At 63.3% G+C, this 19,166-nt stretch carries 15 protein-coding genes; 9 read left to right on the forward strand and 6 right to left on the reverse strand.

What is annotated here, in order from left to right:
- Positions 1-67 precede the first annotated feature (67 nt).
- Entirely contained in the window at positions 68-1,258 is a 1,191-nt protein-coding gene (locus KHO41_RS34975) for a M20 aminoacylase family protein (protein ID WP_244874175.1), read from the forward strand.
- A 144-nt stretch (positions 1,259-1,402) separates the two neighbouring features.
- On the opposite strand, the gene KHO41_RS34980 is transcribed toward KHO41_RS34975, so the two are convergent.
- Together KHO41_RS34980 and KHO41_RS34985 are read right to left on the reverse strand one after the other, a co-directional pair.
- Positions 1,403-3,202: a methyl-accepting chemotaxis protein gene (locus KHO41_RS34980; RefSeq protein WP_211957821.1), complete on the reverse strand. Its 1,800-nt coding sequence runs from the start codon at positions 3,200-3,202 to the stop codon at positions 1,403-1,405.
- Between the two features lie 102 nt (positions 3,203-3,304).
- Positions 3,305-4,411: a porin gene (locus tag KHO41_RS34985; protein ID WP_211957804.1), complete on the reverse strand. Its 1,107-nt coding sequence runs from the start codon at positions 4,409-4,411 to the stop codon at positions 3,305-3,307.
- 438 nt (positions 4,412-4,849) lie between these two features.
- Between KHO41_RS34985 and KHO41_RS34990 the strand changes: the two genes are divergently transcribed.
- Positions 4,850-5,314 (forward strand): YaiI/YqxD family protein, encoded by a 465-nt coding sequence (locus KHO41_RS34990; protein ID WP_211957805.1) that lies wholly within the window; start codon positions 4,850-4,852, stop codon positions 5,312-5,314.
- 205 nt (positions 5,315-5,519) lie between these two features.
- Here KHO41_RS34990 and KHO41_RS34995 read toward each other — a convergent pair whose 3' ends face one another.
- A complete protein-coding gene (locus KHO41_RS34995) occupies positions 5,520-7,067 on the reverse strand; it encodes an alpha/beta hydrolase (protein WP_211957806.1) in 1,548 nt (515 codons plus the stop codon).
- 116 nt (positions 7,068-7,183) lie between these two features.
- Between KHO41_RS34995 and KHO41_RS35000 the strand changes: the two genes are divergently transcribed.
- On the forward strand, positions 7,184-8,563 hold the full coding sequence (locus KHO41_RS35000; protein WP_211957807.1) for an FAD-dependent oxidoreductase: 1,380 nt from the start codon (positions 7,184-7,186) through the stop codon (positions 8,561-8,563).
- 169 nt (positions 8,564-8,732) lie between these two features.
- Here KHO41_RS35000 and KHO41_RS35005 read toward each other — a convergent pair whose 3' ends face one another.
- The gene (locus tag KHO41_RS35005; protein ID WP_211957808.1) at positions 8,733-9,461 is read right to left on the reverse strand and encodes a GntR family transcriptional regulator; all 729 of its coding nucleotides are present in this window, start codon (positions 9,459-9,461) and stop codon (positions 8,733-8,735) included.
- A gap of 180 nt (positions 9,462-9,641) precedes the next feature.
- Here KHO41_RS35005 and KHO41_RS35010 point away from each other — a divergent pair, with 180 nt between their 5' ends.
- From KHO41_RS35010 to KHO41_RS35035, 6 genes are all read left to right on the forward strand, one after another.
- Entirely contained in the window at positions 9,642-10,862 is a 1,221-nt protein-coding gene (locus tag KHO41_RS35010) for a pyridoxal-phosphate-dependent aminotransferase family protein (protein WP_211957809.1), read from the forward strand.
- A 209-nt stretch (positions 10,863-11,071) separates the two neighbouring features.
- Entirely contained in the window at positions 11,072-12,376 is a 1,305-nt protein-coding gene (locus KHO41_RS35015; RefSeq protein ID WP_211957810.1) for an MFS transporter, read from the forward strand.
- Between the two features lie 79 nt (positions 12,377-12,455).
- Entirely contained in the window at positions 12,456-13,955 is a 1,500-nt protein-coding gene (locus tag KHO41_RS35020) for an amidase family protein (protein ID WP_211957811.1), read from the forward strand.
- A gap of 112 nt (positions 13,956-14,067) precedes the next feature.
- Positions 14,068-15,516: an MFS transporter gene (locus KHO41_RS35025; RefSeq protein WP_211957812.1), complete on the forward strand. Its 1,449-nt coding sequence runs from the start codon at positions 14,068-14,070 to the stop codon at positions 15,514-15,516.
- Positions 15,517-15,529: 13 nt separating this feature from the next.
- Positions 15,530-16,171: an aspartate/glutamate racemase family protein gene (locus KHO41_RS35030; protein ID WP_211957813.1), complete on the forward strand. Its 642-nt coding sequence runs from the start codon at positions 15,530-15,532 to the stop codon at positions 16,169-16,171.
- A gap of 42 nt (positions 16,172-16,213) precedes the next feature.
- A complete protein-coding gene (locus KHO41_RS35035) occupies positions 16,214-16,978 on the forward strand; it encodes a 2-keto-4-pentenoate hydratase (protein ID WP_211957814.1) in 765 nt (254 codons plus the stop codon).
- Positions 16,979-17,073: 95 nt separating this feature from the next.
- On the opposite strand, the gene KHO41_RS35040 is transcribed toward KHO41_RS35035, so the two are convergent.
- Both KHO41_RS35040 and KHO41_RS35045 read right to left on the reverse strand, forming a co-directional pair.
- Positions 17,074-18,420: an ATP-binding protein gene (locus KHO41_RS35040; RefSeq protein ID WP_211957822.1), complete on the reverse strand. Its 1,347-nt coding sequence runs from the start codon at positions 18,418-18,420 to the stop codon at positions 17,074-17,076.
- A complete protein-coding gene (locus KHO41_RS35045; protein ID WP_211957815.1) occupies positions 18,420-19,055 on the reverse strand; it encodes a response regulator transcription factor in 636 nt (211 codons plus the stop codon). Before KHO41_RS35045 ends, KHO41_RS35040 begins: the two co-directional genes overlap by 1 nt.
- Between the last annotated feature and the right edge of the window lie 111 nt (positions 19,056-19,166).

Below are 19,166 nucleotides of genomic sequence, written 5' to 3' on the forward strand. Positions count from 1 at the left end.
CACGCGACATTGGCCGCCCCTACTCCCGTGGCGTGTCGTGCGGCAGCGCAGGCTCACGATCTTTGCCATGCCCGCCTTCGACACCATGAATATCCCAGCGGCGTTGCTTCACAGCGCGCCTCGCTTTGCGCAGATCCGCCAGCGTATACATGCCGCACCGGAACTCGGGGCCGACGTCCCGCAAACCGCGGCGCTCGTCGCGGGACTATTGCGCGAGTGGGGCTATGACGTACATACAGTGGGCGGACATGGGCTGGTTGGCCAGCTCAAGTTGGGATCGGGAACGCGCACCATCGGCTTGCGAGCTGACATGGATGCCCTGCCGGTGCGTGAACGTACGGGGCTGCCGTATGCGAGCCGCCACGAAGGCCGCATGCACGCATGCGGCCACGATGGACACACGGCAGCCCTTCTTGCCGCCGCGGAGTACCTTGCGGCCTCGCGCAGCTTCAATGGCACGCTCAACCTGATCTTCCAGCCCGATGAAGAGGGACTGCGCGGCGCCGTGGCCATGATCGCCGATGGCCTGTTCGAACGATTCCCGTGCGACGGTGTCTATGCCTTTCACAATGCACCCGGACTGCCACTGGGTGCAGCGATTGTCCAGAGCGGGTCGCTCGGCGGCTCCTCCGACCGCGTCACCGTGACGTTCCGCGGCAAGGGCGGACACGGCGCCAATCCGGATCTCGCCGTCGACCCGACCGTGGCACTTGCGTCCACGGTCATGGCCTTGCAGACCATTGTGGCGCGCAATATCGCACCGGCCGATGCCGCTGTCGTCAGCGTCGGACAGATACATGCTGGGTCGACGTACAACATCATTCCCGAAACCGCGACGCTGGAACTCAGCGTGCGCGCCGCCCGGCCGGAAGTCAGGGAACTCCTGGCCCGTCGAATTACCGACCTCGTTCGGCATCAGGCAGAGGCATTCCAGGCAACCGCGGATATTGATTACGAACCTCTGGTGCCCACCGTGCGCAACAGCGAAATGGAAACCGGGATCGCCCGCAAGGCAGTGGGGTCGGTCGTCGGCGAGGAGCGCATCATCCAGATCCCGCCGGGGTCGCAGCTGGGCAGCGAAGACTTTGCCTGGATGCTGGAGCGGGTACCGGGATGCTACTTCGCCCTGGGCAACAACCTCGAGGGGCAGCCGTGCGTCGGCTGTTCCCTGCACAACGAAGGTTATGACTTCAACGACAAGCTCATCCCGATCGGCGCAGCATGCTGGGTAGCGCTGGTGGAGCAATACCTGCGCTGACCCGGGCACTTCAGCGAGGAACAGCGCGGCGCAGTTCCTCTATCGCTGCTTCGTCATCGAGCTCGTCATTCGCGCGCCCGGATGCCACCCATCACGCCGGGAAGACCGCGCCGGCATCGGGGCGAATCGCCAGATGGTCTCGGCTCAGCCATTCAGCTTGAACCCGGCAACGGCCTCCGCCAGGTTGCCTGCCTGCTCATCCAGCAGCGACGAAGCCGCCGCTGCCTGTTCCACCAGCGCGGCATTCTGTTGCGTGGCTTGCTCCATTTCCTCGACGGCCTGATTGATCTGGCCAAGACCCGTGCTTTGTTCGGCCATGGCCGCACTGATCTCGGAGATGAGCGAGGAGACCTGGCGGATGCCGTCGACGATTTCCGTCATGGCATCGCCGGCGGCCTGAACCCGCTGGGTCCCGGACTGTACGCTGGCTTCGGAGGTCTCGATCAGCGTCTTGATCTCCTTGGCCGCCGTGGCACTGCGATGCGCAAGGCTGCGCACTTCGCCGGCGACCACCGCGAAGCCTTTGCCATGTTCGCCTGCACGTGCGGCCTCGACGGCCGCATTTAGTGCGAGGATGTTGGTCTGGTAGGCGATACCGTCGATCACGCCGATGATCTCCCCGATCCTCGATGACGATTGGGCGATGTCGTCCATCGTCGCGACGACGTCGGAAACGACATTGCCGCCCCGCTTCGCCGCGTCACTGGCGGACGATGCAAGACGTGTTGCCTGAACGGTTGCCTCTGCGGATCGGCTCACCGATCCGGTCAGTTCGGACAGCGAAGCCGCTGTCTCTTCCAGATTGCTCGCCGCCATTTCCGTACGACGCGACAGGTCCTGGTTGCCAGCTTCGATTTCATTGGTGGCGACCTTCACCGATTCGCTGCCACGCCGAATCCTGGTCAGTGTGCTGCCGAGCTTTTCGACGAATGTATTGAAGGAGGTCGCGATCTGCGAGACCTCGTCGCGGCCGTCGACCGGAAGGCGGCGGGTCAGATCGCCGTCACCGGTGGCGATTTCATTCATGGCGTCTCGCACTTCGGATAGCCTGCGAAACGCTCGTGCGGTGAACAACCCGCTGAGTGCCGCAGCCACCACCGCCAGCAGCACAATGGCCAGCGCCGAGGTCTTGATCACGCGATTCAGCGCTGCAGTGGCCTCTGCCTTGTCCAGCGCCACGACAAGCTGCCAGCTCGTGCCATGAATCGGCCGGGCGCGCAGCAGCTTCATTCTGCCGTCGAGTTCGATCTCGAGCGGATTTCCTTCGTTTTCGAGCAATGCCAATGCCTGCGGCGTCAGGGCCGGTGACAACGCCGACGCCGGCTTGCGAATGTACCTGGCGTCCGGATGCGCCAGGATACAGGCATCCTTGTCGACGACGAAGCCAAGGCTCTCGGGCGTCGGGCGCACGGCCGTCACGACATCGCGGACGCCATCCAGGGACACTACCGCAGACACCACGCCACTTGTCGCGCCGTCTCGCACAATAGGTGCGGCGAACGAGACAAACGGCTTGCCCGTCGTCGCATCAGCGTATGGCTTTGTCACGATCGGCCTGGCTGCCGCCAGGGTCTCCTTGTACCAGGGACGCGCGGTCGGATCGAAGCCTGCCGGCATCTGGTCCTTGCTTGCAACAAAGGACTTGTCCTGCCAGCCGGCAGTGGTGATCGGAAATGCTCCGGCCTTCTGCAACTGACGAACAATGCCGCGTGGGTCGCCCGGTGCAATCTGCTCCGCGGCAGCAGCCACCATGGTGGCTTTCCCCGCCGCCCATTCATCCAGGGCAATGGCATGGCCGGTGGCGATGGCATCGAGATTTTGCCGGATCGTTTCCAGATTGCTGTCGCGGACGATGACATAGGTTGCACCGGCTGTCAGCGCAAGCGATGTCACCACGATGCCGGTGGAGATGACCTGAATTTTCGTGCGAATCGATGAAAGCATAAGAGAGGGGCAAAGATTGGCGCGGCGTTCCCGCATGTCTCGTCAGGACTGAAAAAAGCCCGGGGAAGGCCCCGGGCTGTTTCACAGTAGTGCTGCAACCGCTCAGAATTTATGGCGGATACCAACCACAAGGCCGAACTGGTTGGCACCGGGCACCACGCGCTCAATGGAAGTCGCACCCAGCGCATCGTTGAACCCGTTCACGCCAAGCGCCGACTTTGGATTGTTGTTCAGCGCGTACGACATCGAGGCATACAGGTCGGTACGCTTGGACAGGACGTAATCGGCGGTAGCGACGAACTGCCAGGGATTGCCAACCTGGGCGTAACGCAGGTTCTGGTAGTAGGCAGCGCCGGTCAGCGTGAAGGCCGGCGTCAGCTGGTAACCGAGCCCGGCCCAGGCGAGATTGGAATAGGTGTTCGTAGCGCCGGCGGTGCCCGGCAAGGACGCGCCGTTGTAGGCACGCGCATAGCGGTAGCCGCCGTAGAGCTTGGCCCGGCCCAACGCATACGTGCCCGCAATCGCTGCGCGGCGGAACAGCTGGTTGGTCGTCAGTGCGGATGCGGATGACTGGTTCGTCTGGTCGTATACGGCACCGACCGAGAGCGGGCCGGCCGCGTAGACGGTCATCAGCGAGTACTCGCGGCCGTTGGTGAAGTTGCCCGGGATTTCCTGGTTGTTGTAGTTGAAGCTGTACAGGCCGGTCACGGTCAGTCCACCGAACGTGCCGATGTACTTGGCCGAATTGTCGGCACGCTGGCCAAGCATGAACGGGTCTTGCGCGCCAATGGCGTAGCGGCCCGCGTTGGACATCGGATCAAACGCGCCAGCGAAATCCCAGAACGGCGCCGTATGGCGGCCCACGGTCAGTTGTCCCCACTGGTTCTGCAGGCCCACATAGGCGGCGCGGCCAAACAGGCGATTGCCTTGCGCCATCTTTCCGTCGTCAATGGTGAAGCCGCTTTCCAGCGTAAAGACGCCGCGCAGGCCTCCACCCAGATCTTCCACGCCGCGCAGACCCCAGCGCGAACCTGCCTGGTTGCCTGATTGCAGGGCCAGCAGGTTCGAACTCTTCCCGACGGCATCAGGAACCTTGTTGAGGTACTCGACACCGGCGTCCACGATTCCGTAGAGGGTCACGCTTGATTGCGCACAGGCGCCGGCCGACGCAAGCAGCCCGGCGGCGATGGCGAACAGTTTGAGCTTCATGTTTTCCTTATTGGAAGTTCCAGCAAATGCACTGCAGGCGCTGTCAGGCCTGGGGGGATCTGTTTGCTACCGGTTGAGTTGCGGGGGAGGTCGCGCCAACCACCGCGCTGCTCCAGCCGTCAGGCCGAAGTACGCATCTCGCGGCGGAGTATAAAATACGTAATCTGTAATTACAACGCTAACAACATACTGATTTATATGTATTTATTTATCGTACTTTCAGAGCAAACCAGAATGAAGCAATGCGGGAGGGACGTGCAGAGTCACAGGGATAGGCGCAGACTGCTGTGATACGAGTCGACAGCTTCGCGGGGCCCGACGCGGGTCGGGCTTCCTCAGGAGCAAGCGGAGAAAGCGCCGGCAGCCGGTTGTACAACAGCCCCATCGCCCCTGCTGGCAGTAATATGAGCGGCTCCCTCTATCGATTGGAAATCCGCAATGCAAGTACTGGTTGACGCAGACGCCTGCCCTGTCGTTGTCAAGGAAATGTTGTATCGGGCTGCGCAGCGTGTCGAAGTGTGCGTCACATTGGTGGCGAACAAGTATTTGCGCACGCCGCCGTCTCGCTTTATCAAGGCACTGCAAGTGCCCGCCGGCTTCGACGCCGCCGATGACCGTATCGTCGAACTGGCCGGCCACGGCGATCTCGTGATTACGGCTGACATTCCTCTTGCCGCCGCGGCCCTGGAAAAGGGCGCTTATGTGCTCGACCCGCGAGGAAGCTGGTTCAGCCGCGAGAACATTCAGGAGCGCCTGACGATGCGCGACGTGATGGAACAGCTTCGCAGCTCAGGCATTGATACCGGCGGTCCGGCGCCATATGCCGCGCAGGATAGCAAGGCGTTCGCCGGCCAATTGGATCGGTTCCTGGCGCGCCATGGGTCGTCAAGTGGGGGCGGCTGAAGCGTGCGAGCCACTGAAGGGGGGCTATGGGAGCCTTACCGGCCCGAGATGGGCCGACTAGAGACGCTTACACACCCTCATGCCGGCGTGCCGCACGTCTTCGCTCACACTCGAGCAAGCTGCCGGACGGGGTTGGCCTGAGACGAGGCAGATTTTCTCTGAGTCACCTGCTGGCCCGATGCGATATCTCGTCACGGATTTGCCATCACACTGCGAGACCGCTGACAAACTGCTTGATGCTGGACAGAACGGCTCGCTGGTCGCCCGCGAAAGCCCAGTGATCGGCGCCGTCAAGCTCGACGTATCGAGCCCGCGCGATGTGGCTGGCGAGGTGCCGGCCGGCGCCGATGCGAACGGCGCGGTCGTCGTGTCGGTGGAGCACCAGGGTCGGAGCAGAAATTCGGCCCAACAGATCGCGCACATCCATATCGCGCAATGCCTCGAGCACGCCCTTGATGGCGCCCGGGCTCGACGCGGCCCTGAGCAAGCCCGCCCACCAGGCTCTCGACTGTGGATCGCCAGACAGGCTCGGCGCAAACGTTTCAATGCCGGCAGGCCCACCCCAGTCTGCGACGAGGTGCTGAAGCCACGCGTCATACTGGCTGGCCTGCAGCGCGTGCGGATAGTCGGGCGTGGCGCTTCCCTTGGCCAACGAGCCAAACAGTATGAGGCCGGCGACCCGGCCGGGATGATCGGCGGCGAATTTGATGCATGCCGGTCCGCCCTCAGACGCACCGAATAGCACCACCCGGCGGGTGCCGGCAGCGTCGAGCACCGTGCCGATGTCCTGCGCAGTCGCGTCGACGCTGGGATTGAACCCGACCCGGTCGGAAAGTCCGATGCCGCGACGATCGAGCAGGATGAGCCGGCCCATTCCGGCGAGAGAAGACAGAAACTCCCTGCACCGGGGTTCCTCCCAAATCCGTTCGACGTGGGACACGAAACCCGGCAGTACCAGTACATCGATAGGGCCGGCGCCGTAGGTCTGGAACGCGAGATGGACGCTGCCATCGCAGACATAGCGCGTCGGCGGCGGATCCTCGACCGGCAACGCGGCGGCGTCCAGCAGCGCGCGAGTCTCGGTTTCCGGCGCTACATCGAGCGCATCGCGAAGGCGCTGGGTTAAAGCCGCGAAGTGGCGCTCGGCCGTAGCCCGGTCTCCGGAGAGCAGGAGATTGCGGATGAGGTGCCGGCCGTACACTTCGCTGAGCGGATCCAACTGAACGAGTCGGCCGGCGTGCGTAGCCGCGGCCGCGTAGTCGCCGGCCGCATGCCTGTCGTGTACCACCCGTTCCAGCGCCTGGATCGCCCTGCCCCGCAAGGCCTCGCGGCGAAAGAAAGCCCACTCGTCAAACTGCGGGCAATCACCTGGCGAAAACCCCTCGAGAAAGTCGCCGGAATAATGGCGACACGCCCGCTCGAATTCGCCGCTATCGCAGGCTTGCTCGAACAGATGGGAATCCAGTTGCAGGTCAATCGTTGATGACCATCGAACCGTCGACCGGTCGCTTGTCAGAACGTTGTCGCCAAGCGTGAGCCGGAGGCGGAACATGAGGCGCCGCAGCCGCGCCCGTACTACATCTTCGCTGCTATCCGGCCACAACATGGTTGCGACGACGTCGCGCCCGACTGGGCCCTTCGCTTCCACCAGATAGACGAGCAGGGCCAGGCCCTTGCGCAAGGGCAGCGGGCACGGCCGGTCGTCCCGACGGATCTCCGGATATCCAAGCGTCCGCACGCTGAACAGAGCCATAGTTGTGCCCTCTCAATCACGGCGTCCAGGGGACGGCCAAGGGACGAGCCGATCCTAACATGCACGGCAGACGATCGTCGCTGAACGCATTCCAGCGGATCGCACCGGAGATTGACATGAAAAACCTGGGCAAGCATGCGATCGTGATAGGCGCCAGCATGAGTGGACTGTTGGCCGCACGCGCGCTATCGGATTTCTATACCACCGTCACCGTGCTCGAACGCGATGCGTTTCCAGCAGCAGACAACCCGCGCAAGGGCGTCCCACAGGGCCGCCACGCCCACGGGCTTCTCGCCCGCGGAAGCCAGGTACTCGAGGAATTTTTCCCCGGATATAACCATGAGGTCGTCGCACGCGGCGGGTTGCTCGGCGATGTCGCTAACGATGTGATCTGGATCGGTCACAACGTCACGCTTGCCAACGGCGAGAGCGACCTGATCGGCCTGCTTGCGAGCCGACCCGTGCTCGAAGGCCATCTGCGACGGCGGCTCATGAACCTGCCGAACCTGCGCGCCATAGAGAATTGCGCTGTGCGGGGGCTCGCCAGCGATGTCGCCCGCAAGTGCGTGACGGGTGTGCGCATGCGTGTCGAAGGCGGGCCGGAGGAAACCGTCAACGCGGACCTTGTCGTTGATGCGACTGGCCGCGGCTCGTCCAGCGCGATGTGGCTCGAAGAACTCGGCTACCCGCCTCCCGCCAGCGAGAAGGTCGAGGTCGGCATTGGCTACATGACCCGCACCTATCGACGTCGGCCGGCGGATCTTGACGGCAAGCTCGGCATCGTTGTGGCCGGTAGTGCGCCGAACTGGCGGAACGGCGTCATGCTCGCGCAGGAGGGCGAAAGCTGGATCGTCAGCACCAGCGGCTTTCTTGGCGACGAGGCACCCGACAACGATCAGGATTTCCTCGCGTATCTGGCGACGCTGCCGACCAAGGAGATTCACGACGTTGTCGCCAGAGCCGAGCCGCTGAGCGACTACAGGCGCTACCGCTACGCCTGCAACTTGCGCCGCCGGTACGAGGAACTGGCGCGCTTCCCTGCGAACTACCTGGTCTTCGGTGACGCTATCTGCAGCTTCAACCCGGTCTACGGACAGGGCATGACGGTCGCAGCAGAGGAGGCGCTAACGCTGAAACAGTGCCTCCTACGGGCGGGCGTGGACGATCTTGCGCGGCGGTTCTTCAAAGGTGCTGCGGAAATCGTCGATATCCCGTGGGCCATTGCGGTTGGCAATGACCTCCGCAATCCGCAGGTCAAGGGCGCGAGGCCGCCGATGCTGCGTTTCATCAACTGGTACATCGGCAAGTTTTATCTTGCTGCTGCGCATGACAGCACACTGGCGACCGAGTTTCTGAAGGTGGTCAACCTGATGATCCCGCCGAAGTCTCTGCTCAGCCCTGCAATGGCCTGGCGGGTCTGGCAAGGCTGCGGGAGGTCTGAACTATCGCGCCCGCAATCGAACGAGCCGCCTGACGAGCGTATTGAGCTGGCCTAGCGTAGGAACGCCCCAGCCATACAGCTTTGGCAATCATGTACGGCCGTTCACGCGCTCGGCGGGTGGAGAGCCTCTCCGGGTCAGTCAGAGACGATCGAGCGTCCCTCAACGGGCATCCGTCTCGGACCGGGCCCGGCCGTCGGCCAACTGATCCTATTGGGATGTGCAATCAGAATTCCGATGTCACGGGCGCGGCGTCCGCCTCGGCTGCCAGCATGTGCAGCACTGCGTCGCGCTTGTCCAGCAAATGCTGGCGCAGGATCGCCGCGAGGCGCTTGCCATCACGTGCCTCGAGCGCGATCAGCATTTCGTCGTGATCGTGGATGGCACTGTCCCACTTCGTTTTCTGGAAATTCGAACGGAATCGCAGCGCCTGCAGCCTGCGGTTGACCGCCAGGTAAGTCTGGCGCAGCGCGGAATTGCGTGCAGCCTGATTGATCCTGTCATGGATCTGCCGGTTGCAGTCGTAGTAGCCGGACAGGTCATCCTGCGCACGGCAGGCAAGCATCGCGTAGTGCAAGGCTTTGAGTTCTGCAAGCTCGACAGCTGTCATGCGTTCGCAGGCCAGCTCGCCCGAAAACGCCTCCAGGCCACTCATCAACTCGAAGGTATCCCGGATTTCCGTTGCCGACAGGCTGGCGACCGTGGCGCCGCGATTGGGCGAGATATCGATCAGCCCTTCCGCCGCGAGCACCTTCAGGGCCTCGCGCAGCGGTGTGCGCGAGATGCCAAGCGTTTCGCAAAGTTCTCGCTCGTTGAGCTTTGTGCCGGCCTTCAGTACCCCCTCCACGATGAAGTTGCGAAGGTGGCCCACGACCGTGTCATGCAGGCGTTGCCGCTCGACCTTCGGAAGCATGGAAGCGAGTGTGGTATCGGCTGATGGCGTGGAATCTTGCATGCAAAGTCCAACGATGGTCGTTTTCCGTGGATTTTAGCAGACCTATAGCACAGTACCGCCAGGGCGCAAGATCCCCACAGCTCGGGGTAAACACTGCGCTTTTTTGTTGTACTCGCCCCCTTCCCATCCTTGCCTCGCCTGCTAAAGTATTTTGAATGCAAAATTCAACAGGAGGAGCAAATGCTGAAACTGGACTTCCATCCCGCCGGCCGTCATTTCCTGCAGATCCCCGGACCGAGCCCGGTGCCGGATCGCATCCTGCGGGCGATCAGCTACCCGACCATTGACCATCGCGGCCCGGAGTTTGGCGCGCTGGGACTGAAGGTGCTGGCCGGCATCCGCAAGATCTTCAAGACCGAGCAGCCGGTTGTGATCTATCCGGCCTCCGGGACGGGCGCATGGGAAGCCGCGCTATCCAACACGCTGAGCCCCGGCGATACCGTGCTGATGTTCGAGACCGGCCACTTCGCCACGCTCTGGAAAAAGATGGCCGAGAAGCTTGCCCTGCGCCCGGAGTTCCTGGGCCTGCCAGGCATCGAGGGCTGGCGCCGCGGGGTTCAGGCCGACATGATCGAAGCGCGCCTGCGCCAGGACAGCGGCCATGCCATCAAGGCAGTCTGCGTGGTGCATAACGAGACCTCGACCGGTGTCACGTCGGACATCGCCGCGGTGCGCAAGGCCATTGACGCGGCGGGGCATCCGGCCCTGCTGATGGTCGACACGATCTCGGGGCTGGCCTCCGCCGACTATCGCCACGACGAGTGGGGCGTGGACGTAACCGTCTCCGGCTCGCAGAAGGGGCTCATGCTGCCGCCGGGCATCAGCTTCAACGCCGTGTCGCCCAAGGCCATCGAAGCCAGCCGGTCCGCGCGCCTGCCACGCAGCTTCTGGGACTGGGAAGAGATCATCGCCATGAACCAGACCGGCTACTGGCCCTACACGCCCAGCACGAACCTGCTCTATGGCTTGTCGGAGGCGCTGGACATGATCCTGGAAGAAGGGCTGGACAACGTCTTCGCGCGCCACCATCGCCTGGCCGAAGCTTGCCGCCGTGCGGTGCGCGCATGGGGCCTCGAGATTCAGTGCGCGGACCCGTCGGTCTACAGTCCGGTGCTGACCGGTGTGATGATGCCCGACGGCATCGACGCGGACACCGTGCGCCGGATCATCTATGACCGCTTCAACATGTCGCTCGGCGCGGCGCTGGGCAAGATGAAGGGTCGGATGTTCCGCATCGGCCATCTCGGCGACTGCAACGATCTCACGCTGATGGCCACGCTTGCCGGCTGCGAGATGGGGCTGAAGTTGTCGGGTGTGCCAGTGGCCGCAAGCGGGGTCGCTGCAGCCATGGACTATCTCGCGGCCCACGCAAACCCCTTGCCGCTGCGGGCTGCCGCCTGACGCAGGCCGCCGGGTCCTGCGGTCGCGGCGAACACCAGTTCACAGGCAAGGCCGGGGAGGGCCTTGCTACAAGCTGGTTGCCGGCACCCCTGCACACGTGCCGTCACAGGCCCCGGCGATACAGGCCCATTCCACGTTCCACACAGCGCCGATCGGCTCAGCATCGGCGCAGCAGCACCGACGTACCTGACAATACAAAAGGAGACGCTGTGGAAACTACCCTGCAGGCCGGGGCAAAGGTGAGTTCGTACGAAGACGCGGTTTATCGCAAGGTAAGCTGGCGCCTCGTGCCGTTCCTGATGCTTTGCTTCCTGATTGCCTATCTCGACCGAGTCAACGTCGGCTTTGCCAAGCTCCAGATGTCGCAGGACCTTGGCTTCAGCGAAACCGTCTACGGCCTCGGCGCCGGCATCTTCTTCATCGGCTACTTCCTGTTCGAGATACCCAGCAACCTGGCGCTTCACCGCTTCGGCGCCAAGGTCTGGATCGGCCGGATCATGGTGACGTGGGGCCTGCTTTCGGCCTGCTTCGTGTTCGTGGAGACACCGACAGCCTTCTACACCTTGCGTTTCCTGCTGGGCCTGGCCGAAGCGGGCTTCACGCCTGGGATCGTGTACTACTTGTCCTGCTGGTATCCCTCGCATCGACGCGCCAAGATCATGGCGATCTATTGCATGGGCTCGCCGCTGTCCGGCATCATCGGCAACCCGCTGTCAGGCTTTTTGATGGGCAGCATGGGCGGCATTGCGGGTTGGGCGGGCTGGCAGTGGATGTTCTTCATTGAAGCCGTGCCTGCCATACTGCTCGGCCTCGCCTGCTTCTTTTACCTGGACAGCTCCATCTCCAAGGCCAAATGGCTCAGTGACGACGAGAAGCGGGTGCTCGAACTGGCCAAGGCGGAGGACAACAAGGCGGCAGGCCCCGAGGCGCGCGTGGGCAATGTCTTCACCGACCCGCGTGTCTGGCTCATCAGCCTGATCTGCTTCTGCTATGTCACCGGGCAGTACGGCATTACGCTCTGGCTGCCAACGTTCATCAAGTCGACAGGGGTCTCCGATCCGCTGCATATCGGCCTGCTCAGCGCGATCCCGTATATGGCAGCCATCGTCTCCATGTATGTATTCGGCAAGAGCGCGGACAAGCATCGGGAACGGCGCTGGCACCTGATCGTGCCCTGCATGATGGGGGCCATCGGCTTCCTGGCCCTGCCCTGGATCATGCACAGCACGGCGCTCTCGCTGGTGTTCCTGTCGATTGCCGCGGCCGGCATCCTGACCTGTTCGCCGCTGTTCTGGTCATTGCCAACCGCCTTCCTCAGCGGTGCGGCAGCGGCCACGGCCATCGCCATGAGCAACTCCATCGGCAACCTGGCCGGCTTTACCAGCGGCTACATGATCGGGTATCTCCGCGACGTGACCCAGAGCGGCACCAGTGCGTACTACATGATTGCGGGCATGCTTATCCTCGGAGCATTCGCCATCTGGACCTTGCCGGCGAAGCTGGTCAACCGGTAGTGCAGGCGGGGAGCGGCATGCCGCTCCCCAAGGACTCATCACCCCGGCGCCCTTTGGCTCGGGCGCAAGGAATGCAAACATGAAACAACCGACCGACTTCAGCAGCAGCGTCATGGAGGCCACCGTAGACGGCGTCCATGACGCAATGCGTGAAGGCCGACTCACCGCGCGTCAATTGGTGCAGAGTTACCTGGACCGTATCGCCGCCTATGACAAGAATGGCCCGGGCATCAACAGCGTACTGCAGCTCAATCCGCACGCATTGGCGGAAGCCGACCGACTGGACGCGCAAGCTGCGGCCTCTCCATCGGTTCCCCTCGCGTCTTTGCATGGCATCCCGGTCCTGATCAAGGACAACATCGAATGCGCCGGTATGGAGACGACCGCGGGCGCAAGTTGCCTGCAGGGCAATCTTGCTGTGGACGACGCTTTCATCGTGCGCAGACTGCGCCAGGCTGGCGCCATCGTGCTGGCCAAGACCAATCTGCACGAGCTGGCATCGGGCGGCGAGACCGTCAGCACGCTGGGTGGGCAAACCCTGAACCCTTATGACCTGACGCGGACGCCGGGTGGCTCCAGCGGCGGCACCGCTGCGGGTATTGCGGCCAACTTCGGCCTGCTGGGAATCGGCACGGACGGCATCAATTCCATCCGCTCCCCGGCTTCGGCGAACAACCTCGTCGGCCTGCGTCCGACGATGGGACTGGTCAGCCGTACCGGGCTGGTCCCTTGTGGGCTGACGCAGGACACCATCGGACCGATCACGCGCACCGTCGCCGATGCCGCGCTCCTGCTCGACGTCATTGCCGGCTATGACCCCGCGGACCCCACTACCAACGCAGCCGCTCCGCATATCCCGCGCAGCTATACCGATGAACTGAATCCCGACGCGCTCAAAGGCACACGCATTGGCGTGCTGCGCGCCTTCTTTGGCGATGGACCCGAGCACCGTGCCGTCAATGCCGTCATGCAAGCTGCGCTCGCCACCCTCCGGGCACAAGGTGCGGAGCTGGTCGAGATCGACGAAGCGATCCGCCCCGACGCGCTGCTGGCCGACACGCTGGTTCACCTCTACGAGATGAAAGGCGATCTTGATGCCTACCTTGCCGAGGCACCATCCGGCGTGCGGGTACGCTCGATGGCAGACATCATCGCTTCAGCAAGCGTGCATCCCAGCGTCGCGGGAACGCTGAAGAACGCCGTGACGCTGGCAGGCAACGAGGCGGAATATTGCGAACGGCTGCAACGCCAGCAAGCGTTGCGCGAGCGCATCCTCGGGCTGATGGCAGCGCATCGTCTCGATGCGCTGGCGTTTCCGCATCAGCGCCGCCTGGTTGTGCCCGTGGGCGAGGCGCAGGCCGAGCGCAATGGTGTGCTCGCATCAGCCACGGGCTTCCCTGCGATCGTCATCCCGGCAGGCTTCTCCGAGCCGGATGCCAACGCCCCGCATGGCGTGCCGGTCGGCCTGGAGTTGTTTGGCCGACCGTTCTCGGAAGCCGTGTTGTTGCGGCTGGCGTATGCGGCAGAGCACGCTCTGGGCGCGCGCCGCCCGCCCCTGAGTGCGCCGGCGCTGACATAGCACCGCGTCGCAGCCGCACTTTCATGACTGCTCTGTTCCAATGCCGGCCAAAGATGCCGGCGGCAAGTTTGCGGACACACCGTGACTGACCTCATTTCGAGGAGGAGACAAGATGGGCGCAGAAGTGAATGTCCAATCGTCGCGTTCGCCCCAGCAGCACGAACTCGACCGGGCAATGGATGGCATCGGCGTTACCGCCGCACACAAGAAGATCATCTTCCTGATCATGCTGGGCGTGATGTTCGATGTGTTTGAACAGAACGCCGTTGGCCTGGTCGGGCCCATCTTGCGCGAGCAATGGGGCATTTCGGTCGCGCATATCGGCTTTCTCAATACGCTGACGTTCAGTGCGGCGGCGCTGGGACGCGTGGCTTCGGGCTATATCGCCGACCGCTACGGCCGCCGCACCATGTTGAATGTGAATCTGCTGCTGTTCACGCTGGGTGCGGTCATCTGCGCGCTTGCGCCGAACTATACGGTGCTGGCTACAGGCCGGTTCATCGTCGGTATCGGGTTGGGTGGCGAGATCTCGGTCGCCGTGACAATCCTTGCCGAGTTGTGCTCCACGCGCTTCCGCGGTACCGCGGTCGGCATGGTCAGCGTGGGCAGCGGCGGTCTGGGCAATATGCTGGCGCCCGCCTTCGGACTGGCTGTGTTCGCGCTGTTCCCCGGACCGGACAGCTGGCGCTGGCTGTTCGGCTGCCTGGTGGCGCCCGCCATCTTCGTCGTGTTCTACCGTCGTTTTATTCCCGAGACGCCTCGCTTCCTGTTGTCCAAGGGTCGCGTGGACGAGGCGAACCGCGTGCTCTCCGGTCTCGCTTCCGGGCGCCTTGGCAAGCTGCGCGGAGAGCCGACGCAATACATCCGGGAAGCCGTCCAGGACGATTCGCCACGAACCCAGGTACGGTTGCGCGATGTGTTTCAGGGTCGCTTGGGCCGGCGCACGGTCGCATTGGGTATCGCGGTCTCGATGACGTACGGCGCACAGATTTCGGTGCTGACGCTGATGCCCACCATCCTGATGTCGCAGGGCTACACCATCTCGAAGAGCCTGTTGTTCACCATGGTGATGCAAAGCGGAAGCCTGTTCGGCGCACTGGCGGCATCCTATTGCGGCTATCACTTTCCGCGCAAGCGCGTGCTGACCATTGGTGCGGGACTGGCATGTGCGGCGGGGCTGAGTTTCGGCTTCCTGACGTTCAACGTGGGGCTGGTGCTGTTGTTCGGGGCTTGCTTCACCTTCTGCGTGGTGCTGCTGAACACCTCTATCTGGATCTTTGCCCCCGAGCAATATCCCACCGATGTCCGTGCATTCGGCACCTCCCTCATCCTCGCGCTGGGTACGCTGGCCGGTGCGCTGACACCGCTGCTCAGTGGCCGTGTGTTCGAAACCTACGGTGTGGGCGGCATGTTCAGCATGCTGGCGGCCATGTACGCTGTGTTCGCGCTAAGCGTACAGTTTGCGCCTGAAACCTTTGGCCGCCCCATGGGTGAACCTGAGCCGGAAGACCAGGCAGAGCTGGCAGTCGGCACGGGTACCGCCAGCGCCAGCGGGTCCTGACTTTGGCAATGACATGCATCCGATCCTGTTAATCAACCCGAATACGTCGCAGGCAACCACGCAGATGATGGTGGAGATTGCGCGTTCCAGTCTGGGCGGACGCGCAGCCATCCGCGGCTTGACCATGGAAGACGGCGTGCCGATGATCGTCGAAGAGGGCGATCTGCAGGCCGCGGCGGACGTGGTCGGCGCCGTCGATGTGGGCAGCGTCCGCGGCGTCATCGTCGCTGCGTTTGGCGACCCCGGCGCCGAGGCACTGCGGCGCCGGTTGATGGTGCCGGTCGTAGGCATCGGGGAAGCGGCCATGCGCGAGGCTGCGCAACATGGCCGCTTCGGCATCGCCACGACCACGCCGGCACTGGCCGCCGCCATCGCGTCGAAAGTCCATCAGCTAGGACTGGAGGCCAGCTTTACCGGAACACGGTTCACGTCAGGGGACCCTTTGCGCCTTGGCCAGGACCCTGAAGCGCTGGAGACAGCGTTAGCCGCAGCCGTGCAGTCCTGCATAGAGACCGATGGCGCACAAGCCGTAGTCATTGGCGGCGGCCCGCTTGGCCGCGCCGCCGAGGCGCTCAGCAGGCGGTTCGCCATACCCGTCATCGGTCCTGTGCCCGCAGCATGCCGCGCCATCTTGCGCGCCCTTGATGGCCACTGATGGGCCGTCGCTTCCTTCCCCCCTTCCAACAAGATACCTAATATGAATTCGGACCAAATCGACGCCGTCGCACAAGCCATCATCCGTGCAAGGCGCGAGCAACAGTGTGTCGACGCGCAATCGCTGGCAGGCGCACTGACGACGCCCGACGCGTCCTACGCAGTCCAGGATAAGGTTGCCTCAGCCTTCGGCTGGCAAACATCCGGCCCTGGATTCTGGAAGTCTGGCGGACCCTCCCGTCAGGCGCAGTTGACGCACGCACAACTCCCTGTGGAAGGCGTCTGGAATAGCCCGGCGCAAACCGAGGGCTGGCCCTTCACCTGGCGTGGTATCGAGGCCGAGATTGCGCTTCGACTTGGCCGCCCGGTAGACGCTGCCGAAGCGGCCGCCCTTGATAGCGACAAGGCGTCTGCATTGATCGATGCCATGGCGGTCTCGATCGAAGTCGTCGATTCGCGCTGGCGGCAGTACACCGATGCGCCGGCGCTGCTCAAGCTCGCGGACTTGCAGGCGCACGGCGCGCTGGTGCTCGGTGAATGGATTCCCTACCAGCCTCGCGACTGGGCTTCGCAGCGTTGCCACGTCAGGATTGGCGCACAGGAATTCGAGCGGCGCGGCACGCATGCGCTTGGCGATCCTGCATACGGGCTGCCGGCCTGGCTCCGACACGCCACGCGCGAAGGCAGGCGCGTGGAAGCGGGTACGGTGGTGACCACGGGTACATGGGTCGGCATCCTGCCCGCGTCGGCCGGCGATCTGGTGACGGTGGAATTCGAAGGTATCGGCCGCGCCTCGATTCAGTTTTGACGAGGGCAGTCTCCCTCCCGTTCGCCATCCTGCCTGGAAAGAATGCCGGGCAGGTATGGCTCGATTAGCACGCGTACCCCATACGAGCCCCGGTATCAGTCGTCTCTTTGAGGCGTCTCGCTAAACCGGATGCTGACTCGCCATCCACGCCTGGCCGCCTCGTCCACGTATCCCGCGGAAAGACTTGCCCCCGTCCGCTGCAGGATTGCCTGGACGATGGACAGTCCCAGGCCGGAACCAGTGGCGGGAGTGCCAGGCGTCCGGTAGAACGCGTCAAACACTCGTTCGCGCTGGTCCGGTTCAATGCCGGGCCCGGAATCCGCAATTTCCAGCATGACCACGCCGGCATCTTCCCGAACGGACATATCGACGCGCCCATACTCCGGTGTGTAGCGGATAGCGTTGTCCACGAGATTCTTCAGCAAGGTCTGCAGGTCGATTTCGCTGATAAGGACCGTGGCATCGGCTTCACCGACGATGCCGATATCGATGTGCCGAGCATCCGCCAGTGGCATCAGGTCTTCCAGCACTTGTCGGTAGGCCTGGCGGACGGATATGGGCCTGGTCGGCGGTGGAGCCTCGGCTTGAACACGCGCAAGACTTAGCAACTGCTCAAGCAAAGCACGACTACGTTCGATCCCGCGGCGCAGCGTGAGCAGCCGCGTCCGCGCTTCTTCCGACATGGCAGCCTGTTCGAGCCGCTCCGCCTGCAACGACAGCGCAGTCATCGGCGAACGCAGTTCATGGGCGGCGTCCGCCACGAATCGTCGCTGCATGTCCATCGATTGCGCCACACGTCCGAGGAGCCGGTTTATCGCCACGACGAATGGATGAACTTCGGCTGGCACGTGCTCATCGCGAAGTGCGTGCAGCGCGTTGTCGCCCCGCGCGTCGATCTCCTCCGACAAGGCCGCGATTGGCTTGAACATGCCGCGCACAAGGATGGCAATGATCAGCACCATCACTGGCACGAAAATCACGAGCGGGAAGAGCGTTCGCAGCGCGCTATCGCGTGCAATCTCGTCGCGCATGCCAGTTTCCTGCGCGACGATGATTCGTCCTCCATCCGGAAGTGCGCGGCTGAACGCACGATACGAATCCCTACCTATGCGCAACGTGCTGATACCGTGAGGAACGGTGGTGAGTCCCGGGATCCCCGCTTTACTGATTGCTGGCGCCACGCCCCGCCCGGCTTCCGGTGGCAGGTATTCGACGATGACCCGTTCCTCTTCGTCTGCCACCGCGGCGTTCTCCGGCCCGGCAAGTGTCGGGGCGGGTAGATGATCGGCGTCGAAGAGAAGCGAGATTCGCCGGAGAAGGTCATCCTGGAACTCGTTGGCTTCTCGGAACGCTGCAGCGAAAGACACGATGCCGGCAGCGATGGCCATCGCCAGAATGGCTAGCGATAGCCACAGTGACAAGCGGCTCTGGACGGAACGCATCACGGCTGCCTCGGCACCAGCCACCCCAGCCCTCTCACGTTCCGGATGACGGATGCGCCCAGCTTCTTCCGCAACCCATAGATCAGGAACTCGACAGCGTTGCTCTCCACCTCCTCGCCCCAGCCGTAAAGGCGCTCCTCCAGTTCGGCCTTGGAAAGAATAGCGCCCGGCCGTACAAGCAGCGCCTGAAGCAGGGCGAACTCGCGGTTGGTGAGTTGCTGGGGCTCCCCCTCCGCCACAGTGGCTTGCTTGGTGGCAAGCTCCAGGGTAACGGCACCATTGCTAAGCACCGGCGACGCGATCCCTTCCTTGCGTCGCCAGACGGCTCGCATTCTGGCGAGCAGTTCGGCCATCTCAAAAGGCTTGACGAGGTAGTCGTCCGCGCCAGCATCAAGGCCAGCAATACGGTCCTCCAGTGCATCCCGGGCGGTAAGAATCAGGACAGGCACAAGATTGCCACCGGCCCGTAGTGAAGCGAGTACGGACAGGCCGCTCTGACGGGGCAGACCGAGGTCGAGCAAGACAACATCGTAGTGCTCCGTGGCCAACGCGCTGAGCGCCAGTTGTCCATCTTCCACCCAGTCAGCCGCACACGAAGCATCCCTGAGCGCGTCTTGAACAACCTGGCCAATCATTAGGGCCTGTTCACACTAATTTGATTTAGTTGTATGCTTCGGTGATGGAAATCACCGAAGCCCAATATCGACAGATTGAACACTGCTTGCCTCGCCAGCGTGGCAACGTGA

The sequence above is a fragment of the Cupriavidus numazuensis genome, from assembly GCF_905397435.1.
GTDB lineage: Bacteria > Pseudomonadota > Gammaproteobacteria > Burkholderiales > Burkholderiaceae > Cupriavidus > Cupriavidus numazuensis.